Origin of the sequence: Mycolicibacterium vinylchloridicum, from assembly GCF_013404075.1 — a bacterium.
GTDB lineage: Bacteria > Actinomycetota > Actinomycetes > Mycobacteriales > Mycobacteriaceae > Mycobacterium > Mycobacterium vinylchloridicum.
Genome location: NZ_JACBJQ010000003.1, coordinates 164,084 through 190,098, shown reverse-complemented (window position 1 = coordinate 190,098; position 26,015 = coordinate 164,084). Strand labels below are relative to the sequence as shown.

The following is a 26,015-nucleotide window of genomic DNA, read 5'->3' as shown; positions in this document are numbered from 1 at the left end:
TCGGGAGCGAAGCACAGGTGGACATCGACTATCCCCCCGAAGCGCAGTCGTTTCGCGACGAGATCCGGGCATTCCTGGCCGAACATCTGCCCCCGGACTGGACCGGACCCGGCGCGCTGCCCCCCGAAGAACGGGAAGATCTCCGGCATCGGTGGCGCAAGGTCCTCGCCGACCGTGGGTTGGTGGCCGTCTCCTGGCCCAAGGAATACGGCGGCGGCGGTCTGTCCGTGATCGAGCAGGCGGTGCTGGCCGAGGAATTCTCCCGCGGTGGCGCACCCGAGCGCGACGAGAACGACATGTTCGGCATTGATCTGCTGGGCAACACCCTGATCGCCGTCGGCACCGAGCAACAGAAGAAGCATTTCCTGCCACGCATCCTGTCCGGGGAGGACCGCTGGTGCCAGGGCTTCTCCGAACCGGAGGCGGGGTCGGATCTCGCGTCGGTGCGAACGAAAGCTGTTCTCGACGGGAGTGAGTGGGTGATCAACGGCCAGAAGATCTGGACGTCGGCGGGTCCGACGGCCAACTGGATCTTCGTACTGGCCCGCACCGACCCCGAGATGCCGAAGCACAAGGGCCTGTCGATGTTGTTGGTGCCGGTCGACCAGCCCGGGGTGGTGGTGCGGCCGATCGTCAACGCGGCCGGGCACGCGTCGTTCTCCGAGGTCTTCTTCACCGACGCCCGCGCGAAGGCCACCGATGTACTGGGCGGTGTCGGCGGTGGCTGGGCGACCGCGATGACCGTCCTCGGCTTTGAGCGGGGGTCCCAGATCACCACTGCGGCAATTGAGTTCGGTCGAGGGCTGGATTGGCTGCGGCAGCTCGCCAAGGAGCGCGGCCGGAACACCGATCCGCTGATCCGCGATGAGCTGGCGTGGTGCTACTCGCGTGTGCAGATCCTGCGCTACCAGGGCTACCGCGGTCTGACCGCACTGCTGAACGGGCAGCGCCCCGGCGCCGAGGCCGCGATCAACAAGGTGGTCTGGAGCGAATACTTCCAGCGCTACACCGACCTGGCTGTCGACATCATCGGAGTCGATGCGCTGTCCGCCGACGGGCCGGGAAACGGTGAGGCGCTGATCATCCCGGTACCCGGCACACCCAACTCCGCAGCCTGCTGGCTGGACGAATTCCTCTATGCACGTGCCGCGACCATCTACGCGGGCAGCTCGCAGATCCAGCGCAATGTGATCGGCGAACAGCTACTCGGACTTCCCAAGGAGCCACGCTGACATGGATTTTCGGTACAGCACCGAACAATTGGACTTTCGCGATTCGATGCGCGCCTTCCTGCAGGAGGCCACGCCACTGTCGTGGGTACGCGAGGTCGCCGGCGCACACGGCCACGACGAGAGGTTGTGGCAACGGCTGTGCCGCGAACTGGAACTCCCCGGCCTGCCGGTCCCGACGGAGTACGGCGGCGTGGGCGGCTCGCTGGTCGAATCGGCGATCGTGTTCGAGGAGTTCGGCCGCGCACTGACCCCGGTTCCATTGGCATCCCACGCATTCGCCGTGCACGCCGTGCTGAGCGCGGGAAGCGAGGAACAGCGTCAGCGTCTACTACCCGGACTGCTCGGCGGTGCCCGTATCGCCGCGTTCGGGGCGACCCGGCCGGGCGCTGCCGACCCGGCATCTGCCACAGTGTCGGCCGCCCGCGACGACGGGCGCACCGTACTGAACGGCGTATGCGCCCCTGTTCTGCACGGCCACGTCGCCGCGATGTTCGTCATCGCAGCGCTCGCCGAGGAGGGTGTCGGACTGTACGTCGTCAACGCCGATACTCCCGGCGTCAGCGTCGAGCGACTGCCGGCATTCGACATCACCCGACCTGTCGCGCGCGTGACGTTGCGGAATGCCGTGGCCGAACCCCTCGACGCGGCACCGGATCAAATCGAGCGGGTCTTCGACATCGCCCGAGTGCTGCTGGCAGCCGAGATGCTCGGCGGCGCCGAGGCCTGCCTTGAGCTCAGCGTCGAGTATTCTTGTAGCAGAAGACAATTCGACCGGGCGATCGGCATGTTCCAGGCGGTCAAACACATGTGTGCCGAGATGGCGATCGAGATCGACGCGACCAGGGTGGCGGTCATGTTCGCGGCGATGAGTGCCGACGACCCCGGCGAACTCGCCATCGCCGCGCCGCTGGTGAAGGCACAGGCCGCCGACACGTTCACCCAGTGTGCGGGGACAGCCACCCAGGTGCACGGCGGCATCGCCTTCACGTGGGAGCACGACCTGCACCTCTACCTGCGTCGCGCCAAGACCACGGCGGCGCTGTTCGGCAGTAGCACTCAGCACCGGGCACTTCTGGCCGACCGGGTCGGCTTATGACCACCTCCGCATCGACCGGCATCACACTCAGCGACACCCTCGCCCGGCATGCCCGGGTGCGTCCCGACGCCGTCGCATTCGCCGACCCGAACCGCCGGGCGACGTTCAAACAGACCGATATCCGGGTGACCCGCCTGGCCAACGCACTCGCACAACGCGGCATCGGCCGCGGCGACCGAGTCGCGGTGCTGGGCCTCAACAGTCTCGAACTCGTCGAAACCTGGTTCGCCACATTGCGTCTGGGTGCCGTGGTGGTGCCGTTGAACTTCCGCCTGGTCGCCGACGAGATCGCGTACCTGCTGGCCGACAGCGGCGCCACAGCCGTGGTCGTCGACGCCGCACTGGCACCATCGGTCGGATCGGCGGAATCGGTGCACACCACCCTGACCATCGACGGCACGCTGGAGAGCGCCATCGACGACGCCAGTGCGGAACCCGTCGACGTCTCCGTTGGCGACAACGACCCCGCGTTCATCATGTACACCTCAGGGACCACCGGCTTTCCCAAAGGTGCTGTGCTGTACCACCGTAACCTGTACCTTCACGCCTTTAGCTCGATCGGCACGCTGGGCCACCGCGCCGACGACGACTGCTGGCTCGGCGTTGCGCCACTGTTCCACACCGCCGGGGTGTCCGGCATGTTGCCGGCGTTCCTCACCGGCGGCAAGGTCGTCATCCCCTCATCGGGCGGGTTCGACGCCGAGGCGACGGTGCGCACCATCGTCGCCGAGCGGGTGACCTCGTGCTGGATGACTCCGGCGCAGTGGCAGATCGTCTGCGCGATGGACGGACTCGCTGAGTGGGACCTGTCCTGTCTGCGGCGCATCTGGTGGGGTGCCGCGCCGGCCTCGACCACCCTGCTGCGAAACATGACCGACGTCTTCCCAGGGGCCGAGATCATCGCCGCCTTCGGGCAGACCGAGTGCAGTCCGATCACCTGCCTGCTGCGCGGCGATGACGCACTGGCAAAGATCGGCTCGGTGGGCACGCCGATGCTCAACGTAGAGGCCCGCATAGTCGACGACGACATGAACGACGTCGTGCCGGGCACCGTCGGCGAGATCGTCTATCAGGGCCCCCTGGTGATGGCCGGCTACTGGAACAAACCCGCCGAGACCGCGGAGGCTTTTCGCGGCGGATGGTTCCATTCCGGTGATCTGGTCAGGCAGGATGAGGACGGCTACATCTACGTGGTCGATCGGAAGAAAGACATGATCATTTCCGGCGGAGAGAACATCTACAGCGCCGAGGTGGAGAACGTGCTGGCGGCGCACCCGAAGATCGCCGAGGTGGCCGTCATCGGTGTGCCGGATCCGAAGTGGGGCGAGACTCCCCTGGCCGTGATCGTGCCGCGCGATCCCGCCGACCCGCCGTCGGCGGATGAGATCGAGTCACACTGCCGCGAGCATCTGGCCGCCTACAAACGGCCACGCCGCGTCGCCATCGTCGAGGCGTTGCCCCGCAACGCGAGCGGCAAGGTGCTCAAGACCGTCCTGCGCGATCGGAACGGCGCACCGTTGTCGTATTCGGCCGGACCCGATGGCGTTGAACTGCTGGACGAGACCATCGGCGAGAACTTCGAGCGCACCGTCGCGGCCCATCCCGATGTCGACGCGCTGGTCGACGTCGCGACCGGCCGACGATGGACCTATGCCGAACTCAACCGTGAAATCGACTCGTTGGCAAGGGCTTTGATCTCATCTGGCATCGACAAGGGTGACCGGGTCGGCATCTGGGCGCCCAATTGCGCCGAGTGGACCCTGCTGCAGTACGCGACCGCCAAGGTGGGCGCGATCTTGGTGACCATCAACCCGGCCTTCCGCACCCATGAGCTGGCCTACGTTCTGCGGCACGCCGGCGTGCGGATGCTGGTGTCGGCCACCGACTTCAAGTCGTCGGATTACTGCAGCATGGTCGCCGAGGTGCGCCCCGAAGTACCCGAACTGTCCGAGGTGGTGTTCCTGAACTCGCCGGATTGGGACGCACTGCGGCAACGCAGCGACCAGACTTCGGCCGACGATCTAGGCCGACGGATGGAGTCCCTGACACCCTCGGATCCGATCAACATCCAATACACCTCCGGCACAACGGGTTCCCCCAAGGGGGCGGTGCTGTCGCACCGCAACATCCTCAACAACGGCTTCTTCGTCACCGACCTGATCAACTTCGGTCCGGGCGACCGGCTGTGCATCCCCGTGCCGTTCTACCACTGCTTCGGCATGGTGATGGGCAATCTTGGCTGCACCACCCACGGCGCCACGATGGTGATACCGGCCGCGGGCTTCGATCCCGGCGCCACCCTGGCCGCGGTCGAACAGGAGCGCTGCACTGCGCTCTACGGCGTACCGACCATGTTCATCGCGATGCTCGGCCACCCCGACCTTGCGCACCGCGACGTCTCGTCGCTGCGGACGGGCATCATGGCCGGCGCGCCGTGCCCGGTGGAGATCATGAAACGCTGCCTCGAACAGCTGAACATGTCAGAGGTATCCATCGCCTACGGCATGACCGAAACCTCGCCGGTGTCGTGCCAAACCCTGATCGACGACGATCTGGAACGGCGCACTGCGACAGTCGGGCGCGCGCATCCGCACGTCGAGATCAAGGTCGTCGACCCCGAAACCGGTGCGCTCGTCGAACGCGGTGCGACCGGCGAATTCTGCACCCGCGGCTACTCGGTGATGCTCGGCTACTGGAATGACGAGGCGAAGACCGCCGAAGCCATCGACGACGAGGGCTGGATGCACACCGGTGATCTGGCGGTGATGCGCGACGACGGCTACTGCCAGATTGTCGGGCGGATCAAGGACATGGTGATCCGCGGCGGCGAGAACGTCTACCCGCGCGAGATCGAGGAGTTCCTGTACACCCACCCCGATATCGACGATGTCCAGGTGATCGGCGTTCCCGACCCCAGGTACGGAGAGGAGATCTGCGCGTGGGTCAAAATGCGCGCGGGCGCCGTGCCCCTGGATGCCGCGGCCGTGCAGGAGTTTGCGGCAGGCAAGCTGGCGCACTACAAGATTCCGCGCTACGTCCGGGTCGTCGACGACTTTCCGATGACCGTCACCGGCAAGGTGCGCAAGGTCGAGATGCGTGCCGAGATGATCCGGCTGCTCGACTCGCCGCGTTAGTGCACGCCCTCCATCAACCGGCTGACCCGGGGCGCGAACCCCCACACGACCACACCGACGGCGATGGCGACAGCGCCGAGAATGCCGAAGTAGGCGAACTCGCTGTCCGCGCTGTAGTAGCCGGACAGCACACCTGACATCGCGGTGCCAAGGCCGACGGAGAAGAAGTACAGCGCCATCATCTGGGCCCGAAAAGCATTGGGTGCCAGCTGCGTGGTGACCGACAGCCCGATCGGCGACAGCATGAGTTCGGAAATCGCGAAGACACCCATGATCGCCACGATGAAGAGCGCGGGCACGCTGCGTCCTGTGGTGCCGGCCATGGGAAGGAACAGCAGGAACGCCACCCCCATCCCGATCACGCCGTAGGCGAACTTGCGCGGGGTGGTTGGCGCACGCCGGCCGAGCTTGGTCCACATCGCCGCAAAAAGCGGTGACAGCAGGATGATCCACACCGGTTCGATGGAACCGATCCAGTTGGACGGCGCCCGCCACCCGAAGATCGACCAGTTCATCCGCTCGTCGGAGTAGACCGCCAGCACCGTGAAGATCTGCTGGAACAGCGACCAGAACACGGCATTGGCGATGAACAGCGGGATGAACGCACGTACGCGGGTGCGTTCCAGCGGTTCGACGCTCGGGCTACCGAGCATCACCGCGAAGTAGCCGATCGACGCGACGACGAGAATGCCCGTGGTCACCTGGGACAGGTTTGCCAGCGTGATCAGACCCACGATGAAGGCCACCACCGCGAGAGCGATGAGCACCAGCGCGATGGCCGCAGTGCGCCAGAATTCTTTGTGCGACAACGGGTGTGGGACCGTACGACCGTGTTCGCCGAGGTTACGACGGAAGACCACGTACTGGGTCAGACCCAGCGCCATACCGACGGCCGCGGCACCGAAACCGTAATGGAACCCCAGCTTGGTCTGCAGCAGACCGGTGATGAGCGGGCCGACGAAGGCACCCAGGTTTATACCCAGGTAGAACAACGTGAACCCACCGTCACGACGCGGGTCGCCGTCGGCGTACAGCGTACCCAACAACGAGGACGCATTGGCTTTCAACGCACCCGATCCCAGAGCTATCAGCACCAATCCGACCGCGACGCCCGCCAAGCCGGGGACGATTGCCAGCGCGATGTGGCCGCACATGACCACCACTCCGCCATAGAACACGGTGCGCTCCATGCCGAGCAGCCGGTCTGCTATCCACCCGCCCAGCACCGTGGACAGATAGACCAGGCCGCCATACGCCCCAACGATGCCGGTCGCGGTGGCCTTCGGCAGCGCCAGGCCACCGTCCGTGAGCGTGTAGTACAGGTAGTACCCGAGGATCGTGAGCATCCCGTAGAACGAGAACCGCTCCCACAGCTCGACACCGAAAAGGTTGGCCAAACCGACGGGATGTCCGAAAAAGGTTCTTTGCGTGGTCAACGTCTCAGCATCGGACATGGCTGTCACGATGCCACATCCTCAACCGCTGTTCAGCGGTTCGTCAGCCTTCGAGACCGCCTCCCGCCCGCCGGAACAGTTACGCCCACTGGTCGCTAACTCCGCCTTCGCAATACCTCTGCTGCAGCCAGAACGGCACCGGTGACGGTGTCCATCAGCGGACTCTCGAGTTTCCAGCACTGCCAGAACAACGGAACGTCCAGATGGACCTCACAGACCTGGATGAACGTCCCATCGGCCAGCGCCGTCGCCGCCGACTGCTCGGGATACATCCCCCAGCCCAACCCGGCTCGCACCGCTGCGCCGAATCCTTCCGCGGTCGGCACGTAGTGGACAGGTCGGCCGACGACGCGACCAAAGACTTTGCGCACCAACATGTCCTGTAGTGCATCGTCGCGGTTCCAGGCCAGCGAGGGTGCGCGCGCCACCGCGTCGGCGGTGAAACCGCCTGGCAGATGGCCTTTCACGTAGCTGCGGCTGGCCACCGGCAGATACCGCATGACGCCGAGCGGCCGCACCCGGCAGCCCGGTACCGGCGTGCGCTCAGTGGTGACGGCACCCATCACCACACCTTCGCGCAGCAGCCGTGCGGAATGATCCTGGTCTTCGATTCGGATGTCGAACAACACATCCGGCAGGTCCGAGAGCACCCCGGCAAACCACGTCACCATCGAATCAGCGTTGACCGCCATCGCAATCCGCGGTCGCGGCGCCGACTCACCGCCACCGGCCATCTCGGCGATGGCCTCCGCCTCCAGCATCGCGGTCTGAGCGGCCAGTCTGAGCAGCGGCTTCCCGGCCGCAGTTGGCACACAAGGCTTCCCACGGACGAGCAGCACCTGCCCCACATATTTTTCCAGCGCCTTGATGCGCTGGCTCACCGCCGATGGGGTCACGTGCAAGCGCTCGGCCGCGGCCTCGAAACTGCCGAGCTCCACAATCGCGGCGAAGGCCGCGAGCTGACCCGAATCCAGCCGGGTCTCCCCGGAGGCGCTCAGTAGCAGGGATCCGAGCCGGGCGTGTAATACGGCACCCCTTGCGGCGTATAGCACGGTGGCTGACCGGAGGCCGCCTGCGCGGCGGCGTCGTCCGCGGTCGCCACCTCACCGCCTACCACGACATCACCGGCCACGTTGGTGCATCCACCCACATCGACATGCCGTCCCCCGACGTCACCGCACACATCGGCCTGTGCGGCCGGTGCAATCACCACCGGCGCTGCGACCATTGCCATGGCGCTCAACAGCGCCGCTGCCAGCTTCTTCATGGTCCCTGCTCCCACTCTCAAGACCGACTCAACGGCATTATCGCCGCTGTCGCGCCTTGCCGCGGCGTATTGGCCCGAGCGTATCCGCAGGCGTTACTTCAGTGAGCAGCGGATCGGCAGATGTTTGATCCCACCGACGAAGGTGGTCGCCGAGAGTTCCGGCTCGCCGGCGAGTTCGATCGTGTTGATACGCGGGATGAGTTCGGAGAAGAAGCTGTTCATCTCCATGCGAGCCAGCGCAGCGCCCAGGCAGAAGTGCACGCCGTAGCCGAAGGACAGGTGCTTGTTCGGGTCTCGGCCGACGTCGAAGCGCATCGGGTTGTCGAAGACCTCTTCGTCGCGGTTGGCCGAAACATAGGACAGGAGAACGGATTCACCCTTGGCGATGGGGACACCGCGGACTTCGGTGTCGGCCTGGGCGGTGCGCATGAATTCCTTGACCGGTGTGACACAGCGGACCATCTCTTCGACGGCGGTGCCCATCAGACCCGGATCATTTTGCAGCCGTTGCAGTTCGGCGGGGTTGCGTACCAGTTCCAGCAGCCCGCCGGCGATTCCGGCGCTGGTGGTGTCGTGGCCGGCGCTGGCGACGATCACATAGTAGGACGCGGTGTCCATATCGGACAGCGGCTCACCGTCGATGGTCGCGTTGGCGATCGCCGAGGCCAGATCCTCGGTGGGATGTTCCCGGCGGGATGCGGTCAACGCGGCGAAGTAGGTGAAGAAGTCGAGCAGCACGGCAAGCATCGCGTCGCTGGATCCATCACGCTGGAATTCGGTGTCGTCCCCGCCGAACAGTTCCTGGGTGAGCTTGAGCATCCGGGGGAAGTCGGATTCCGGCAGACCAAGCAGGGTGAGGATGACGTAGAGCGGATAGTTGACCGCGATCTCTTGAGAGAAGTCGAGCTCCGGACCCCGCTCTGCCATCTGGTCGACGTAGATCTTCGCCAGCTCGTCGCAGCGAGCCTTCAAGTCCCGCATCGCCTTCGGGCGAAACCAGTCCGCACCGATCTTGCGCATGTCGCGATGATGCGGGTCGTCCATGTGGATCAAGGTGCTCAACCCGATGCCGGCTTGGCGATCGGCCAGTAGCTTGTCGTCGAGTTCGCTCGCGACGAGGATCGGCCGGGGATCGTTGGTGAACAGGTCGTTCTGCCGCTCGATGTCCATGACGTCGGCGTGTTTCGTGACGGCCCAGAACGGCCGATAACCCTCGACGTCGACCCAGGACACCGGCGCATGCTTGCGCAGATGCGCCAGCGCCGCGTGCAGCTGAGCTTCGTCGGTGTAGGACTGCGGGACGGCCAGAGCGCGCGCCGCGTCGTCCATGATCCGTGCGGTCATCGACAACTCCTTATAATCTGGAACGATTGCGTTCTAGATTATGATGCACGCCACAGATAGGTCAAGATGTCGTCATGACTGTCGAGGGACGCACCTACGGCGGGCTCAGCTCCGAACAACGCTCGCAAGAGCGCCGCGAACGGCTGCTCGAAGCGGCCGGCGAACTGATCGCCGAGGGTGGCATTGCGCCGTTGACCGTCGACCTGGTGTGCCAGCGAGCCAAACTCAGCAAGCGCTACTTCTACGCCGAATTCAGCACGAAGGACGACCTTCTGGACGCCTGCGCCGAGGCGCTGTACGACCGGCTCAAGGTCGCGATGGAGGCGGTGCTGGCCACCGCTCCCCTGGCCGAACGTGCCCACGGTGTGCTGCGCACGGTGGTGCAGACATTGGTGGCCAGCGCCGCCGATTCGCGCCTGTACATGGAGTCGCCTGGATTCCCGCGGCTTCGCCAGCTCCAGCAACGGGAGATCAGCGAGTTCACCGAACGCATCGCCGCCGAAGCAATGCCGTTCGAAGGGCGTCCCAAGCCGTCGGTGGACCGCATGCTCGCGACCAGGGCAATGGTCACCGCCGCTACGGAGCTGATCAGCGCTTGGCTGCACGGCGATATCGATACCGATGAGGACACGCTCGTCGCCACCCTCACCGCCATCACAGTCGGCGCCGCCCGGGCGTCGTAGATGAGCTTCTCGCCCGCGTCCGTCATCGAGACGGTCCAGCTCAGTCCGCGGCTGCGCCGGATCAGCCTGCGTGTCGACGAGCCCGAGTCGGTGGCCCTCCCGGTCGGCGGCGACTGCGCCGTCGGGGTGTATTTCGACCCCACCACACCCGAGGAAGGCCGCACCTACTCGGTGCGCCGCCACGACGGCGACCAGATCGACCTCGACGTCGTGCTGCACACCGGCGGTCGCGGCAGCACCTGGGCGCAGACCGTCAACGCCGGGGACCGGGTCGGGCTCGACCACGCCCGAGCGTGGTACCGGCGGCCGCCGGGAACCGCATGGCAACTGCTCGTCACCGACCTCTCGGGCCTGCCGGCCACGGCGCGGATCCTCGAGGAGACACCGCCGGCCGTGGCGACCACCGTCGTCGTCGAGGCCGCCGACCATCACGACCTGGACTATCTTCCGGTCCGCCCCGGCATGACGGTCGTTCCGAGCCTGGGCACCGGCAACGGGTTCGCACCGAGCCGGCTGGCGCACCTCGTTCGCCAGGTCGACCTCCCTGCCCAGGGCTACTGCTGGTTCGCCGGCGAAGCCGCGGTGTCTCGCGAGGTCCGCAAACACCTGCGCGGTCGAGGCTGGACCATCGACCAGTACGACATCACCGGCTACTGGCGATTCGACTCACAGACCTGGGATGCGAGGTTCGCCCTGGTCAGCGGTGAGCTTGCACAGGTCTACGAGCGCGCGATCGCCGCGGGTAAGGGCCACAAGGTGGCGTCCCAGGAGTTCGACGAAGCCTTGGAGCGGGCCGGTCTGTGAATGAGCCGGTCGAGAGCCATTCAGGTAGCTCGGCGTGGCCAGTTTGTGATGTACATCACCTATGCTCCAATTGATGACTCAGGTCACAACCGGAGGTGTTCGATGAACGGCATGCACCCTTCTAGAAGGCCCCTTCCGTCCAGTGCGATCAACCCGCACCGGGGCGTGATGGCTTTCCTGATGATCGTCGTCGTCATCGCCGGCATAGTCGGCGTGGTCGTGGCACTGTCGATGGGCCACTCAGCAGCCGTGCTGAGCATCGTGCTCATCGCCTTCGGACTGATCGCGGCAGCCGCGATCTGCTAGTGGCCGACTGCCGATCTCGGCAGTCACCGCACCCGATTGAACCGCTCGGGTATGTCGCGGTACTCGTCGCGGATGGCCGGCTTGTCCAACTTTCCATTGGGCAGCCGGGGCAGTGGATCGCTGCGAAGCACGATGTAGCGCGGGACCTTGTAGTCCGACAGGATCGCTTCGCAATGCCCGACCACGGTGGATTCGTCGAGACGTGAGCCCGCGGTGACAGTGATGATCGCCGCCGGCGTCTCCCCGAAGCGCGGATCGGGCGCCGCGATGACGGCGACCTCCTCGACGCCGTCGAGTGTTCTGATGGCGGACTCGAGCTCGACCGGTGAGATGTTGATACCGCCGGAGATGATGAGTTCCTTGATGCGATCGAGGAACGTGATGCGGCCCTGTTCATCGCGGACGCCGACGTCACCGCTGTGCAGCCAGCCGTCGCGGATCGCTGCCGCAGTGGTCTGCGGATCGTTCCAATAAGCCGGCGTGACACCGGGCCCGCGGACCACCAGCTCGCCCGGCTCCCCAGGGCCCGCCATCGACCCGTCATCGAGCATCACGGCGACTTCGGTGAAAATCGATCCACTGCCGCACGAGTCCGGGTGCTCGAGTGCCTCGGCTTTCAGAGTTGCCGTGGCCACCCCTCCGGCTTCGGTCATTCCGTAGATCTGACGCAGCAGTACGCCCTTGTCGGCCCAGCGTCGCAGCAGGTCGACCGGCACGGCAGCGCCACCGACGATCGCCGTCTGCAGCGAACTCAGATCGGCTTCGGCGAACTCCTCGGCACTGGACAGCGCTTCGAAGACCAGCGGGACACCGAAAAGGGCGCGGACCGAATGCTTCTCGATCAGCGTCACCGCTCGTGACGGATTCAGCTCCGGCTCCACGACCAGAGTGCCGCCGAGTACCGAGGTGATCAACAGCCCGTATACCAGCCCAGGGGTGAACGCCAGTGGCAGGACCAGCAGGGTGACGGTGCCGGGCCGGAAACCCTCCTCGGTTAGGGTGTTCTCCAACACCATGCCCATCAACGTCCGGCTGGTCAGGACCACCCCCTTGGACAACCCGGTCGACCCACTGGTGAAGATCACCGCAATCGGGTCCTCGGGGTCCGGTTCGATCGCGAAGTCGTCCGGATCGCCGTTGCGTTGTGCCTCAACGATATCGAGCGTCCAGAGCGTGAATTCGCGTCCCGCGCCGCGCGCCTCGTCGACTCCGGCGACGTAGGTGGGTGCGGCGATCACCGCGCTGATCTCAGCATCGTCGGCGATCTTGCGGATCTCGGCCGGCTTCAGGCGCGCGTTCAGTGGTACCAGCGTCGCCCCGCACTTCATCACCGCCATCGCGGCGATCGGCCATTGGACAACGTTGGGCGCGAGAAGTCCGACCCGGTCGCCGGGTTTGACTCCATCGTCGGCCAGCTTTCTGGCCAACCTGCTGGTCCACTGGTGCAACCGGCGATAACCGATCTCGTCCTCGCCGATGATCAACGCACTGTGGTCACCTTTGGTCCTGGCCCACCAGCGCAATGCCGATGCCACGGTCGCGGCCATCGTCCTCCTCGATCCTGTGAACTCGGTCAGATCGTTGCTGCTGAGCCGAATACGGTGGAGCTCACCAATGGTGCCATGGGGCCGCCGATCAGAAGTGAGATGTCGGCGTTGTCCACCGGATTTGGTGAGCCACCGCGGATCTGACGTACCGCCTCGGCCACCAGCCCGATACCGTGGACGAATCCTTCGGCGATGTTGCCTCCCGCGGTGTTGATCGGCAGGCCCCCGCCGCCGACCGTGAGGTTGGCAGGCGTCAGGTAGTCGCCGGCCGCCGGACCATTGGGGCACAACCCGTGGTCGATCATCGCCGCGACAGCGGGTCCGGTGAAGTTCTCGTAGACCTGCGCCACGTCGACGTCCCTCGGCCCGATCTGTGCGCCGGCCCACAGCCGCTGCACCATCGCGGGATGGAAACCTGCGCTGGTGTAGTCGTGTTCGTTCTCGACGGACTCGTTCCATCCTGCCGCCGCGCCTTGAACGCCGGAAAGGATATAGGCGGGGCGGCCGCGGTACTCGCCCACCCGGTCGGATCGAACCACGAGAAGTGCTGTAGCACCGTCATTTTCGCGGGAACAATCGAACAGCCGCAACGGTTCGGAGATCAACCGGCTGCGTTGGTAATGGTCATGATCCAGCGGGCGCCCATACGCCACCGCGTTCGGATTGTTCTGGGCATGGCGATAGCCGGCCAGCGCCACCGCTTCGAGTGCGGATGCGGGCACCCGGTCGACCTCCAGCATCCGCTGGGTGCGCAAGGCGCAGACCTGTGCCGGTGCCAGCATGCCGTGCGCGGTGTAGAGGTGGCCCATGTGGCCCTTGTTGTACGCCCCGCGCCCGTCGGTGCCCTCGCTGAGGCCGCGATAGACCACGACGCAGTCGGCTTGACCGCTGTAGACCGCTGCCGCCGCGCAATTCACGGCCGCGGCAACGCCGCCTCCCCCGCCGCCCCAGACCTGAGTCGACCACCGGACCTCACGAACGCCCAGCGCGGCGCCCAGCACGAGCCCTTCGCTCGAATCGCTGGCGTAGGAGACGAATCCGTCGACCGACCGTGGGTCGGCCCCAGCATCCTCGCAAGCCCGCAAGATCGCCTGCAAGACCAGTTGAGCCGACGAGAAGGGGCTCGTGCCGCGCTTGTAGTACTCGGTCGCGCCGACGCCGACGACAGCGGTGGCGCCGCGGAAGGGCCTCATCGGGCCGCCCCGTCCAACTGCCACCGGACCAGCGGCCAGTGTTCGTCGTCGGGAGGCGACTCGACGTGACCTCGCACCGCTGCCCCGATCGTGGGGTTCACCCCGTCGGCATGCGCCAATACGCCCACCACGCGGCGGTTTCCGGCCCCGGGCAGTTCGACGAGAACCACGACGTAGGGCAGATGCCCGGTCGCTTCCCGGCCGAACGGCTGCCAGGTTCTGGTCCACGAATAGATCGTTCCCACCGGTTCGACCTGCTGCCAACGCAATTCAAACGAATGGCATTGCGGGCAGATCGGCCGGGGCGCCCAGATCCAGCTTCCGCAGCCGGCACACTGCTGCAGAAGGAGTCTGCCATCACGCAGGCCCTCCCAGTGCGGTGTGTCGAGCCCGTCATCGGACGGCCCGGCCAGGTCCATCCACGGGGGCGTGTCGGGGATGTTGCGGACGCTGACCACCCGCCACGTGCCGTCGTCGAACTGCACCCAGCGGCTGCGCAGTTCAAACCAGTCGTGATCGGGTGTGATGTAGCGGATCACCGCGTCGTAGCGACCGTCTTCGACGCCGGTGATGCTACGTACCTCGAAGCCCGTCAAGCGGTTCGGCACATCGGCCGACGCGATGAGCTGACCGATGCGGTCCGGCAGGAAGTCGGCCAACACAGCGTCGTTGTCGGCAGCTGCGACGGCCTTGCCGTGCGCCTCGACCGTCGCAGCGAGCTCCTCTGGCACAACGGTATTCAATTGTTGTGGCACAACGGTGTTCAACTGCTGCCTCCGAGTTGGTAACGCACGTCCGTGCGATCGTGATGGAAACCTGCCAGCCGGGCGGCGTTGACAATTCGGGCGTCACCGGAATCGACATGAACGACCGCGCCGGAGAGTCCCACCTCCGCGGCGACTGCGACGGCACCGTCGAGCAGACGTCGCAGGGCCCCCGGCGGAGCCGATGGCGCGGCGTCGATGAAGTCCACGACCGCACAGTCGCCGAATTCCTCCGAACCGACGGGCTGGCGATTCAGCGCGACCGTGCCGACGACCCGGCCCGCCTCCCGCAGCGCATACCGGGGTCCGCCGGCGGTGGATCCACAGGGTTCGAGCACCGGCGCGGCGAGGTCCGATTCGGATTCGATACCGCGGATCAGTTGCCAGACCCGGTGTGTGCGCGGGATCAGAAATCTGTCGCTGAGCCGGCCGCTGGCCGGATGGTTGCCACGGGCCCATGCGGTGATCGTGTGCGCGCCGGTCCCCAGCCAACCGCCCGGACCCGACGTGACGAGCCCGACCTGCTCGAGCAGCAGCGTCATGATGCCGATCGACCGCAGCCCGGGATCGATCACGGCCGCGGCCTCAGCGCGTCCACCCGCCGCTCCGGCGAGACGGAGCAGACCGGCGATGCACTCTTCAGCGTTCGGTTCGTCCATCGCAGTGGCATGCGGAAGCATCCAGATCAGAAGGTGCCGATCAGGTGAATCCTCGGTCGCCAAGGACTGCGCCACGTCGGCGAAATCGATGGTGGTGTAACCGGGCTCCGCATCGTAGGCCGCCGCTCGTGCCAGCAGACCGGCCAGCTCATCGGCCTCAGGCCGGCTAAGTTCGGTGCGCCATTCGTATTTGATCATCGCGGTGCTACGAGGGCGCGGCGCCCTCGGCGAGGAGCCTCTTGGTCTCCCGCCGGAACACCTGGTTGGCCGTCTCGTTCCGGCCAAGCACCATGTCTCCGGCATCGGCACTGCCCATGCCCTGCTGGGAGTTTCGCAGGAGGGGAAAGTCCTCGCTGTGCAGCACGGTCAGGAGGATCTCCCAGTTCTTTTCCCACCGATGGTTCCAGTGGTCGCCGTCCATTCCGGAGACCTCCAGCTTGGGGACCATCAGCCGTTGCTCCATCCGGGACTTCGTCGCATCGGTCGGATGAGGACGGAAGGTCAACAGCTGAAAGTGATCCGGTTGACGAAGCAGGGTGCTGTTGGGCAGCAGGAAGTGAGTTTCGGTGACATAGGGGTCCAGCGGGCGATCACCGGGATCCTCTTCCAGCCAGCGGTCGATCGACTTCCGCGGGGCGATGAACCGACAGTGCCTGCCGAAGTCCTCGAACGCCATCACGTTGGTGTGAATGATCTTTCCGGCGGAGTTCGGGTGAGCGTACTGAATGTGGTAACCATCCAGGAACGCGTCCTGCATGATCTTCCAATTGGTGGGCTCGTCGAAGCCCGCCGCCCGGAAGCACACCAGATCCCCGAGGCCGTAGCCGGCCAGAATGCCATCCATCTCCGGTCCGAGCCAGCTAGCGACATCGATTGTGGCAGAAGCACTGTCGACGATCCAGATGAATCCGTGCCGCTCCTCGCAGGGCAGTTCCACAAGCCCGTGCTTGCTGCGATCGATGTCGCCGAAAGTGTTATCGCGGGTGATCATTCGCAGCGAGCCGTCCGGGTCATAGGACCACCGGTGGTAGGCGCAGGAGAAGAACCTGCAGCGCCCCTTCTCGTTGTCTTCGAGCAACGCGCCGCGGTGACGGCAGAGGTTGACGAAAGCCTTTACGCCGCCATCCTTCTGACGCACCAGCAGCACGTTGTTGCGCGGCATCTGCACGGTCATGAAGTCGTAGGGCTTGTCGACCTCCGAGCTGTGGGCGACGATCGAAGGAACCCTGCCGAAGATCAGGTCGCGCTCGCGCTGGGCCAGTTCGGGGTCGGTGAATTCGTGCGCGGAGAACGCCACCACGTCGTCGAACTTGTCGGTGGTCTCGTTTCGCAGGAGCTCGATCGCGCGCCGGATTCGGTCCGGGCGTGGCAGTGATGTGGTCATTGCCGCCTCACTTCTCAGGTGTGAACGTGATGGGCATGCGGCGGCAACCCCGTACCTGCGTGGAATGGAAGATCGGTGGATCGGACTCGACGAGCTGGTAGTCCGGGATTCGCCGGTGAAGTTCCTCCAGCGCGATCGTGAGCTCCACGCGCCCCAGGTGGGACCCCAGGCATCGGTGCGGCCCCGACCCGAAAGAGAGGTGGCGGTTCGGATTCCGGGTGATGTCGAAAGTCTCGGGAGCGTCGAAGTAGTCGGGGTCGCGATTAGCCGTGCACAGCAGCACGATGAGCTGATCGTCCTTGGCCAGGTGCACTCCGCCGAGTTCGGTGTCGCAGGCGACGCGGCGGCCCGCCGCCACCGCCGCCTCGATACGCAGAACCTCTTCGACAGCCTTCGGCAGCAGACTGGGATCGGCGATGAGGAGGTCGCGCTGCGCGGGGTTGTTGACGAAATGCACGATCGACCACGCCAGTGATCCCTGCACGGTGTGCAGCCCGCCCATCAGGAGCAGGAAGAACATCCGGAACAGCTCTTCGTCGGTGAGCAGCCTGGTGCCGTCGGGCAGGGCGACCTCGGTGTGGATCAGTTTGGACGTGGCGTCCTCGCCGGGATTGGCTCGTCGCTCGGAGACGACGGTGTTGAAGTAGCCTGCGATCGTCATCGCGGCCATCATCATCGCCTGATCGGACTCCTCTTTGGTGCCGCCGGGCTTGCCGAACAACACCGCATCGGTAGCCTCGGTGAACATCTGCGCGTCTTCGATCGGCCAGTCCATGAGTGCGAGAAAGATCTTCGCCGGCAGCTCATGAGCGAACTCGGAGACGAACTCCGCCTCACCCCTGGCGGCGAACTTGTCGATGAGGTCATTGACCACACCGCGGATATCGTCCGAGAGCCGTTTCATCCGCTGCGGGCTGAAGAGCGGCTGCAGCGCGTGGCGATAGGCGGTGTGCTCTGGCGGATCGATCTCCAGCGGAATGAACCTGCCGAAGTCGGCCGGGGTGACGAGGTTGTTGGGGTAACTCGAGAACGTCGCCGGGTCGGTGAGTACCTCGTGAATCTCCTTGTATCGCGTCACAATCCAGTGGCCGCCGTGGGCGGTCGAATACACCACCGGACCCATCGCGGCCAGTTCGGCCATCTTGGCCTGCATGACATCCACCGGTTCGGCCAGGCTCGGGTCATAGACGTCGAAATCCGTCACCAGGTGAGCGGGAACTTTCTCAATCGTCGTCATGTCAAAGTCTCCTCGGCGATCGTCAGGCGGTCAGGCGACGGGCTGCGGGTTGAGGTCATCGGGGAACCACATGCCGACGCGGGCCAGCGTGCCGCCGTCGGTCGCGCCGATGACCGCGCCGGAGATGTACCCCGAGTCGTCGGACACCAGGAACAGCGCGACCTTCGCGTTGTCCGACAGTGACGGCGGCCGGGGCAGCTTCAGCGGGATGGGTGACACGGTCGGGTTCCACGGCCCCGCCGATTCCTCGTAGGACATTCCGACCACCGGCGAACCGGGCGGCATGAGGAAGTTCGGCGACATCCCGTGCGTCGGTGCGATCGCGTTGACGCGAATGCCGTACCGGCCCAGATCCAGGCTCAGCCCGCGCACCAATCCGTTGACGCCCGCTTTGGTCGCGCAGTAGAACGCGATGCTCGGATAGGCCACCAGGGACGCCGCCGACGACGTGGCCAGGATGGTGCCGCCGCCATTGGCCTTGAGATGCGGGACCGCAGCCTGGGCGGTGTAGATGACGCCGCTGAGGTTGACGCCGAGAACGTCCTGCCAGTCGGCTTCGGTCATGTCTTCGAAGGCGACGGCATCCTCGCGACCGAGTGCCGCCGCGCCGCCGCGGGACACGATCCCGGCGTTGGCCCAGGCGATGTCCAGCTTGCCGTAGTGCTCGACCGCCTGGTCGATCGCCGCGGTGATCTGGGTCTTGTCCGACACGTCGGCGGTGATGGCTATCGCGTCACCACCGTCTTCGGTCACCAGCTTCAGAGTCTGCTCGGCACGATCGGAGTCGATGTCGACGATCGCAACCTTGGCTCCCTCGGCACTGAACAGCTGCGAACAGTGCCGGCCAAGGCCCGAACCGGCGCCGGTGATGACGGCGACCTTGCCCTCAAGTCTCATGCCCTCTCCTCTGTCGTCGGCAGATCGTGTGACGTGCCACACTTGTCGATAAACCTTACGTGCGTAGGTTTACTGCGTCAATCAGAATCCTCGTCGATGACCAGTGCCAGCTCCGGACAGGACGTTGCGCCGGCACGCGCCGCTTCCACTTCAGCAGCCTCGACGACGCGTTCCTCGAGGATGCAGAAGCCTTCGTCGTCGATCGGAAAGATATCGGGCGCAATGGCATAACACTGCGCGTGGCCCGCGCACTTCGCGCGAATCAGCCGGATCTTCATCGGTCGACATCCCCTTCGGTCATCATGATCTGTAAAACTATAGTCGTTAGGTAATAGCGCGAACGAGGAGATCTGCGTGTCGATGCCCGATGCCCCACTGACAGGCCTGCGGATTGTCGACCTCACCGAGGGGCCGGCCGCCCAGACGGCACGCATCCTGGCCGACCTCGGCGCGGACGTTCTCATCGTCGAACCGCCAGACGGCTCCCCGTCACGACGGGCAGCCCCACTCATCGGCACCCAGAGCCTGCCGTTCGCACTGCACAACGCCAACAAGCGCAGCGTTGCCCTCGACGGCGGCAAGAAACGCGACCGGCGGAGGTTCTTCGATCTGGTCGCAGGCGCCGACATCCTCATCGACAGCGGAATCCCCGGACATTCAGCGGATTTCGGCACGTCGTGCATCGAGCTCGCCGACACCTATGAGCAGTTGGTCGTCATGTCCATCACCGATTTCGGTGCTACCGGCCCCCGGGCGAGGTGGACCGCAACCGACCCGGTCCTGTATGCGCTGTCGTCGGTCCTGTCACGGTCGGGCCCGCCCGGTGGCACGCCAGTGCTCCCGCCGGACGGCATCGCATCGGCCACCGCGTCGGCACAGGCCGCGTGGGCCGTTCTGGTCGCCCACTACCAACGGCTGCGTACCGGGCGCGGCGACTACGTCGACTTCTCCCGCTACGAGGGGGTCTTGCAGGCGCTGGACCCGCCATTCGGCTCTCACGGCCAGGCCGCGGCGGCGCGCGGCGTGAACAACGCCCGACGCGACCGGCCCAGAGCGCAGGATTCCTACCCGATCGTCGCCTGCCGAGACGGGTGGGTGCGCATCTGTATCCTCGCGCCCAGGCAGTGGCGTGCCATGCGGGCCTGGCTGGGTGAACCCGAACAGTTCCAAGATCAGCACTACGACACCATCGCCGGGCGGGCGGCCGCAGCCGAGAGGATCGGTGCTGCGATCACCGCGCTGTTCGCTCCGCTGAGCATGGCGGAGTTGGTCGCCGCCGGCACCGACCGCGGGGTGCCGATCGCCGCGGTTCTCACACCACGGGAAGTGCTGTCCCAAGACCACTTTCATGCCACTCGCGCCTGGACGGCAATCGAACTCGACAACGTCGAGACGCTGACGGTTCCCGACGGGTGCGTCGTCGTCGATGGTCACCGGGCCGGCATTCGATGGCCGGCACCAGCGCCCGGCACCAGTGAGCCCGACTGGCTCGCCGACCCCGTAGCGGTCGACGTCGAACCGGGCGGCCCAAGACCGCTGAGCGGAATCACCATTCTCGATCTGGGCGTCATCGTCGCCGGCGGTGAGCTCGGACGACTGTTCGGCGATCTGGGTGCCGAGGTGATCAAGGTCGAGAGTCCGACCTACCCCGACGGGCTGCGCCAGAGCAAGCCCGGCCAGGCGATCAGCGAGTCGTTCGCCTGGACTCATCGCAATCAGACCGCATTGGGACTCGACCTCCGGAACAGCCGTGGCACCGAGCTTTTCGGCCAGCTGGTTGCTGCGGCCGATGCCGTGTTCGCCAACTTCAAGCCTGGCACGCTCGCATCACTCGGGCTGTCCTACGAGGCTCTTGCGCGGTTCAACCCCGAGATCGTGCTGACCGAGAGCAGCGCCTACGGCGACACCGGCCCGTGGAGCGCCCGGATGGGCTATGGGCCGCTGGTGCGATCGTCCACCGGCATCACCCAACTGTGGCACGCCGACGGCGCACATCACCAGTTCCACGATGCGGTGACGGTGTTTCCCGACCACCTGGTGGCCCGGCTTGTCGCCGTCGCCACCCTCGGCGCTTTGATCCGGCGAGATCGGACCGGCCGGGGTGCGCATGTCCACCTGTCCCAGGCCGAGAGCGCGACAAGCCAGCTCGATGTCACCTATGCCGCGACGTGGGCGCACGAGGCCGGCCTGACGGTGCTCGGCGATCCCAGTGTGCACGGCGTGTATCCGTGCCAGGGCTATGACGAGTGGTGCGTGATCACGGTCGGCGCCGAGGCCGACTGGCCGGCGATCGCAGCGACGTTCGGGCGCAACGAGTTAGCGGACGATCCCCGCTTCCTCACCGCGGCCGGTCGCTGGGAGTCCCGCCGCGCGCTGTACGCGGTTGTCGCCGAGTACACCCGTTACCGGTCACCGCAGGCGGTCGCCTCGGCTCTACAGCAGCTCGGGGTACCGGCGGGACCGATGTATCGGGGCGCTGACGTGCTCACCGACCCCCAGGTCCGCCATCGCGAGCTGTACACGGAGATGGTCCACCCGTTGTTGGACGCCGCCTTGCCGAGCGAGACGCGTCCCGCCCTCTACCGCCACATCCCGGCAGCGGACCTGCGACCAGCACCCCTCCTCGGCGAACACACCCGCGAGGTCTGCCAGCGCTTGCTGGGGCTGAGCGCCGACGACATCGACCAACTGATCGCGGACCGGGTGCTGCACGCCGAACCCGCCACGACCTCGACATTCGAAGGGCAACTCGCATGAGCGCCGACAACACCGACGGGCTGCTGTACGTCGGCGGTGAGTTCCGTCGCGCAGCCGACACCGTCCCGGTGATCGAACCCGCTACCGAGGAAGTCCTCGGCCATGCCGGCTGCGCCGGCGAGTCGGACATCGACGCGGCCGTCGCTGCCGCCCACGGCCCCGGTGCCAGAGCCTGGTCGGCCGCCGATCCTGCCGAACGCGCCCAGGTGCTCAAACGGTATGGCGCCGCGCTGCAGTCCCGCGCCGCCGAGACCGCGACGCTCGTCAGCCGCGAGAACGGCATGCCGATCTCACTGTCCCGGGGTGTGAACGGTCTCTTTCCCGCCGCGCTGGTCGGCTACTACGCCAAGCTGATCGCGAACTCCGAATGCGAGCAGACCCGGCCCTCCCTCATCGGGCACACCATCGTTCGACGGGAGCCCGTCGGTGTGGTCGGCGCCATCACCCCGTGGAACTACCCCCAGGCCCTCGCGGTGATGAAACTGGCTCCCGCGCTGGCCGCCGGCTGCCCCGTCGTACTCAAGCCCGCCCTCGAAACCGCAATGGATTCCCTCATTTTCGCCGAGGCCGCCGTCGAAGCCGGACTGCCTCCCGGAGTGCTCAGCGTGGTACCCGGCGACGCGACGGCGGGCGCCCGCCTGGTGAGCCACCGAGGCGTAGACAAGGTGGCATTCACCGGATCCACCGCCGCCGGGCGGATCATCGGGACTACGTGTGGACAGCTCATTCGCCCGGTCACCCTGGAACTGGGCGGCAAGTCGGCAGCGATCATCCTCGACGACGCGGACACCGAAGCCACCGTCGCCGGCCTGCGCTCGGCATCGTTCGCCAACAACGGACAGACCTGCCATCTCAGTTCGCGGATCCTCGTACCCCGCTCCCGCTATGACGAATTCGTCGAAGCCATTGCGGCACTGGCGCACGGCCTGGTGGTGGGCGACCCGCTGGATGAGCGGACCGAGATCGGACCGCTGGTCAGTGCCCGGCAGCGCGACCGCGTGCTCGGCCACATCGCGGCGGCCGAGGCCAGCGGAGCCCGGCTCATCGCGGGCGGGGCCGCACCGGATCGACCTCGCGGATGGTTCGTCACACCAACCGTATTCGCCGACGTCGACAATGCCGACCGCATCGCACAGGAAGAGATCTTCGGTCCGGTCCTGGTCATCATCTCCTACCGAGACGATGACGAGGCTGTCCGGATCGCCAACGACTCCGAATTCGGTTTGGCTGGAACGGTGTGGTCGACGGACGTCGAGCGCGCCACCGGAATCGCCCGTGCGATACGCACCGGCTCGATCGGCGTCAACGACTACCAGCTCGACATCCGTTCACCGTTCGGCGGTGTCAAGGCCAGCGGAGTTGGCCGTGAGCTCGGGCCGGAAGGGCTTGAGGCGTACCAGATCAGCAAGTCGATCTATCGGGTGGGCGAACCCATTGCGCCGATTCGGCACTAAACCTTACGATTTTAGATAAATAGAACGAGAGCAACGGAGCGACCATGTCTGGCCCGATGATCACTGTCCGGCGACCTCATGACGGCGAGATCGTCGGGGAGGTCGCCGATCTCGACGCGACGCAGGTCGCGGCGCTGTGCACCGATCTGCGGGAGGCTCAGCCGGCGTGGGAAGCACTGGGACCGCGCGGCCGCAGCGCTCATCTGCTGCGCTGGCTCGATTGGTTGCTCGACAACGAGCAGCGACTGCTGCGGCTGGTCCAAGAGGAGACCGGCAAGTCGTGGGCCGATGCGGCCATGGAGATGTCGGTCGTCGTCGACGTGATCAACTACTTCGCCAAGAACGCCGAAGCGTTCCTCGCCGATCGGCGGGTCAAGCCCGCCGGTCCGGCTAACGCGTTGCGGCGGTTGCGCATTCAGGTTCGTCCGTATCAGCTGGTGGCTCTGATCACGCCGTGGAACGGTCCGCTGGCCGGTCCCATGATGGATGTCGTCGGAGCCTTGATCGCGGGCGCGGCGGTGGTGTCGAAACCCTCGGAGGTCACGCCGTTGGCGTGGGCCGAGGCCGTCCGCGGCTGGCGAGAGGAGATCGGGGCTCCCCCGATCCTGGCCGTCGCCACCGGTTCGGCTGCCACCGGCACCGCCGTTGTCGACCAGGCCGACATGGTCATGTTCACCGGGTCGGTGCGGACCGGTCGCGCCATCGCGGTGCGCTGCGCGGAGCGATTGATTCCGTGCAGTCTCGAGCTCGGCGGCAAGGATGCCTTCATCGTTCTCGCCGATGCCGACCTGGACCGCGCCGCCGCCGGCGCGGTGTGGGGCGGCATGACCAACTCTGGTCAGGCGTGTATCGGCGTCGAACGCGTCTACGTCGAATCGCCGGTGTACGACGAGTTCGTCACGCTGGTCACCCAGAAGGTGAGCGCGCTTCGCCAGGGAGTCGATGCCCCCGGCAGCTTCTCGTGCGACATCGGCGCGATGGTGACCGCATCCCAGGTCGACATCGTTGCCGCCCACGTCGAGGATGCCGTCGCCAAGGGCGCGCGGGTCCTGGTGGGAGGGCAACGGGGACAGGGTAATTCCTTCGAGCCCACGGTCCTGGTCGACGTCGACCACAGCATGCGGTGCATGCGCGAGGAGACGTTCGGACCGACCTTGGCGATCATGCGGGTGGCCGACGCCGACGAGGCTATTTCGTTGGCCAACGACTCCGACTACGGGCTGAGCTCCAGCCTGTGGACTCGCGACCGTGACAAGGCCGATCGGCTGTGCCGCCGGATCGAAGCCGGTTCGGTGTCGATCAACAACGCCCTCGTCGCCACCTTTCAGTTGCCGGTTCCCATGGGCGGCTGGAAGAACTCCGGGCTCGGCACTCGGTTCGGAGGAGCCCAGGGCGTGCTCAAGTATTGCCGTCAGCAATCGATCGTCGAAGAACGCGTCACGCTGAAATCCGAACCGCTGTGGTATCCGATCGTTCCGGCCCGCTCGCGGTTGATCGCCCGCGCGGTCCGATTGCTCGGCGCCCACGATTGGCGACGACGCTTGGGCCTGGCCGGAGCGAACCGTTGAAGCCCGTCCCCCTCGGTATAGTGACGCCCATGCGACGAGCAGCCGGGCGGTCTTCCCGCAGGCTCAGGGACCATTGAAATGGCCCGTCCGTCCAAACCGCTGATCAGTCGCACCGCGGCCGTCGAGGCGTCGATCGAGATCATCGACTCCGAGGGGCTGGCCGCGTTCAGCCTGCCCCGCCTCGCAGCGCATCTGGGCGTCCGCGCGCCATCGCTCTACCATCATTTCGCCGACAAGAACGAGATCCTGATCGCCGTCGCCCGCCACATCGGCGGCAAGTCGGTGATCAAACCGCGGCGCCCGCCCGGACCCGACTGGCCGGAGTATTTCGTCAGTTTGGCGCTGAACTTCCGGCAATCGGTCCTCCGCCATCGCAACGCGGCGTCGGTTCTGATCGAGCATCTGCCGCGTGAGACTCTGATCGGCAGCTTCGAGGACGCCGCTGCGTTCCTCAGCGACTCCGGCGTCCCGGTGCACTTGCACGCGCAGATCCTCGACGGCATGGAAACCCTCTGTGTCGGCGCGGTTCTGACCGAGGCCGTCCGTACGCCTCGGGGCCGAACCGCCCTGTTTCCCCCGTTCGACCCCGACAAGTACCCCAACCTCGCCGACGCCATACAAGCCAACGACCTCACCGTGAAAGAGCTGTTCGCCGAACGGATCCGGAGCTTCCTCTACGGCGTGACGCTCAGCGACTCGTACCGGACCGACGCCGAGGAAACGTCGGCCTGACCGTTTCCAGTGGCCGCGGTTCGTGCGCGGCGCCGCGTAGTGGACGTGGCCGACAGCGGCACGAGTACTCGTCGGGGCCTTCCAGATCTCCGGGTGTCCGTGCAGGGTGGTCCGGTCGACTCGAAATTGACGAGGCCTTATATATATGCGCTATCAGCGACGAGCCGACAGCAACCCTCGGCAGATCCAGCCCCGCATTCGCCGGAGCTACCGCAGCACATGTGTCCCGGGTTTGCCGGCCGCCGCAGGCCCCGCCATCCCCGTGCGCCCATGCAGGCCGGCGATCACCGATCATTTGCCCACCCAGGCCATGCAGTCTGCTATTTTAGTCAAAAATAGATTAAAATTTATCGACACGGCTCGCTCCTCCCGGCAGTGGAGAGGCGCGGTCAGAAGCTGCTTTGCACCGGATGCGACATGAGGTATCTTTATGAGACTCTACAGCTCTAAATAGCTTCATGCCTGTTCGGAGCCATTTACGGCGCTGAGTGTGTGCCGCAGCT

22 protein-coding genes and 1 pseudogene are annotated in these 26,015 nt (G+C 65.9%); 11 read left to right on the top strand and 12 right to left on the bottom strand.

What is annotated here, in order from left to right; all coding sequences use genetic code 11:
• Nucleotides 1-17: 17 nt before the first annotated feature.
• The 4 genes and pseudogenes from HPC46_RS04450 (at nt 18) to HPC46_RS34850 (ending at nt 5,462) form a co-directional block, all read left to right on the top strand.
• Complete coding sequence (locus HPC46_RS04450; RefSeq protein WP_179467198.1) at nt 18-1,232, top strand: acyl-CoA dehydrogenase; 1,215 nt, start codon at nt 18-20, stop codon at nt 1,230-1,232.
• 1 nt (nt 1,233) lies between these two features.
• On the top strand, nt 1,234-2,328 hold the full coding sequence (locus HPC46_RS04445) for an acyl-CoA dehydrogenase family protein (RefSeq protein ID WP_179467196.1): 1,095 nt from the start codon (nt 1,234-1,236) through the stop codon (nt 2,326-2,328).
• Nucleotides 2,325-3,821 (top strand): annotated as a pseudogene (locus tag HPC46_RS34855) (long-chain-fatty-acid--CoA ligase); the annotation flags it as partial. The gene HPC46_RS04445 and the pseudogene HPC46_RS34855, both read left to right, overlap by 4 nt.
• Before the next feature lie 24 nt (nt 3,822-3,845).
• Entirely contained in the window at nt 3,846-5,462 is a 1,617-nt protein-coding gene (locus HPC46_RS34850) for an AMP-binding protein (protein WP_233716226.1), read from the top strand.
• Here HPC46_RS34850 and HPC46_RS04435 read toward each other — a convergent pair.
• The 4 genes from HPC46_RS04435 to HPC46_RS04420 all read right to left on the bottom strand — a co-directional run bounded on the left by HPC46_RS04435 (nt 5,459) and on the right by HPC46_RS04420 (nt 9,527).
• Nucleotides 5,459-6,916, bottom strand: coding sequence for a peptide MFS transporter (locus HPC46_RS04435; RefSeq protein ID WP_179467192.1), 1,458 nt, complete (start codon nt 6,914-6,916; stop codon nt 5,459-5,461). The two genes, HPC46_RS34850 and HPC46_RS04435, sit on opposite strands and share 4 nt — an antisense overlap.
• Before the next feature lie 95 nt (nt 6,917-7,011).
• Nucleotides 7,012-7,914, bottom strand: a complete 903-nt coding sequence (locus HPC46_RS04430) for a LysR family transcriptional regulator ArgP (protein ID WP_179467369.1) — start codon at nt 7,912-7,914, stop codon at nt 7,012-7,014.
• Entirely contained in the window at nt 7,911-8,183 is a 273-nt protein-coding gene (locus tag HPC46_RS04425; RefSeq protein WP_179467190.1) for a hypothetical protein, read from the bottom strand. The genes HPC46_RS04430 and HPC46_RS04425 overlap by 4 nt, the downstream gene beginning before the upstream one ends.
• Nucleotides 8,184-8,276: 93 nt before the next feature.
• Complete coding sequence (locus HPC46_RS04420; RefSeq protein WP_179467187.1) at nt 8,277-9,527, bottom strand: cytochrome P450; 1,251 nt, start codon at nt 9,525-9,527, stop codon at nt 8,277-8,279.
• 74 nt (nt 9,528-9,601) lie between these two features.
• On the opposite strand from HPC46_RS04420, the gene HPC46_RS04415 reads away from it, so the two are divergent.
• The 3 genes from HPC46_RS04415 (at nt 9,602) to HPC46_RS04405 (ending at nt 11,320) form a co-directional block, all read left to right on the top strand.
• Nucleotides 9,602-10,210: a TetR/AcrR family transcriptional regulator gene (locus tag HPC46_RS04415; RefSeq protein WP_179467185.1), complete on the top strand. Its 609-nt coding sequence runs from the start codon at nt 9,602-9,604 to the stop codon at nt 10,208-10,210.
• A complete protein-coding gene (locus HPC46_RS04410; protein ID WP_179467183.1) occupies nt 10,211-11,014 on the top strand; it encodes a siderophore-interacting protein in 804 nt (267 codons plus the stop codon).
• Between the two features lie 168 nt (nt 11,015-11,182).
• On the top strand, nt 11,183-11,320 hold the full coding sequence (locus tag HPC46_RS04405; protein ID WP_179467181.1) for a hypothetical protein: 138 nt from the start codon (nt 11,183-11,185) through the stop codon (nt 11,318-11,320).
• A 23-nt stretch (nt 11,321-11,343) separates the two neighbouring features.
• Here HPC46_RS04405 and HPC46_RS04400 read toward each other — a convergent pair whose 3' ends face one another.
• From HPC46_RS04400 to HPC46_RS04365, 8 genes are all read right to left on the bottom strand, one after another.
• Nucleotides 11,344-12,867, bottom strand: a complete 1,524-nt coding sequence (locus HPC46_RS04400) for a class I adenylate-forming enzyme family protein (RefSeq protein ID WP_179467179.1) — start codon at nt 12,865-12,867, stop codon at nt 11,344-11,346.
• A 26-nt stretch (nt 12,868-12,893) separates the two neighbouring features.
• Nucleotides 12,894-14,060 carry a thiolase C-terminal domain-containing protein gene (locus tag HPC46_RS04395; RefSeq protein ID WP_179467177.1) on the bottom strand — a complete coding sequence of 389 codons (1,167 nt, stop codon included), beginning with the start codon at nt 14,058-14,060 and terminating at the stop codon, nt 12,894-12,896.
• Nucleotides 14,057-14,791: a Zn-ribbon domain-containing OB-fold protein gene (locus tag HPC46_RS04390; RefSeq protein ID WP_325096563.1), complete on the bottom strand. Its 735-nt coding sequence runs from the start codon at nt 14,789-14,791 to the stop codon at nt 14,057-14,059. Before HPC46_RS04390 ends, HPC46_RS04395 begins: the two co-directional genes overlap by 4 nt.
• A 32-nt stretch (nt 14,792-14,823) precedes the next feature.
• Entirely contained in the window at nt 14,824-15,681 is an 858-nt protein-coding gene (locus HPC46_RS04385; RefSeq protein ID WP_179467175.1) for a hypothetical protein, read from the bottom strand.
• Nucleotides 15,682-15,688: 7 nt separating this feature from the next.
• Nucleotides 15,689-16,867: an aromatic ring-hydroxylating oxygenase subunit alpha gene (locus tag HPC46_RS04380; RefSeq protein ID WP_179467173.1), complete on the bottom strand. Its 1,179-nt coding sequence runs from the start codon at nt 16,865-16,867 to the stop codon at nt 15,689-15,691.
• Nucleotides 16,868-16,874: 7 nt separating this feature from the next.
• On the bottom strand, nt 16,875-18,104 hold the full coding sequence (locus HPC46_RS04375) for a cytochrome P450 (RefSeq protein WP_179467171.1): 1,230 nt from the start codon (nt 18,102-18,104) through the stop codon (nt 16,875-16,877).
• 30 nt (nt 18,105-18,134) lie between these two features.
• Entirely contained in the window at nt 18,135-19,001 is an 867-nt protein-coding gene (locus HPC46_RS04370) for an SDR family NAD(P)-dependent oxidoreductase (RefSeq protein ID WP_179467169.1), read from the bottom strand.
• A 77-nt stretch (nt 19,002-19,078) separates the two neighbouring features.
• Entirely contained in the window at nt 19,079-19,279 is a 201-nt protein-coding gene (locus HPC46_RS04365) for a ferredoxin (protein ID WP_179467167.1), read from the bottom strand.
• Nucleotides 19,280-19,355: 76 nt separating this feature from the next.
• Between HPC46_RS04365 and HPC46_RS04360 the strand changes: the two genes are divergently transcribed.
• The 4 genes from HPC46_RS04360 (at nt 19,356) to HPC46_RS04345 (ending at nt 25,512) form a co-directional block, all read left to right on the top strand.
• Nucleotides 19,356-21,758, top strand: a complete 2,403-nt coding sequence (locus tag HPC46_RS04360) for a CaiB/BaiF CoA-transferase family protein (RefSeq protein ID WP_407665463.1) — start codon at nt 19,356-19,358, stop codon at nt 21,756-21,758.
• Nucleotides 21,755-23,212 carry an aldehyde dehydrogenase gene (locus HPC46_RS04355; protein ID WP_179467165.1) on the top strand — a complete coding sequence of 486 codons (1,458 nt, stop codon included), beginning with the start codon at nt 21,755-21,757 and terminating at the stop codon, nt 23,210-23,212. The genes HPC46_RS04360 and HPC46_RS04355 overlap by 4 nt, the downstream gene beginning before the upstream one ends.
• Nucleotides 23,213-23,256: 44 nt before the next feature.
• Entirely contained in the window at nt 23,257-24,780 is a 1,524-nt protein-coding gene (locus tag HPC46_RS04350; protein WP_179467163.1) for an aldehyde dehydrogenase family protein, read from the top strand.
• Nucleotides 24,781-24,858: 78 nt separating this feature from the next.
• The gene (locus HPC46_RS04345) at nt 24,859-25,512 is read left to right on the top strand and encodes a TetR family transcriptional regulator (protein ID WP_179467161.1); all 654 of its coding nucleotides are present in this window, start codon (nt 24,859-24,861) and stop codon (nt 25,510-25,512) included.
• Nucleotides 25,513-26,015: the final 503 nt, after the last annotated feature.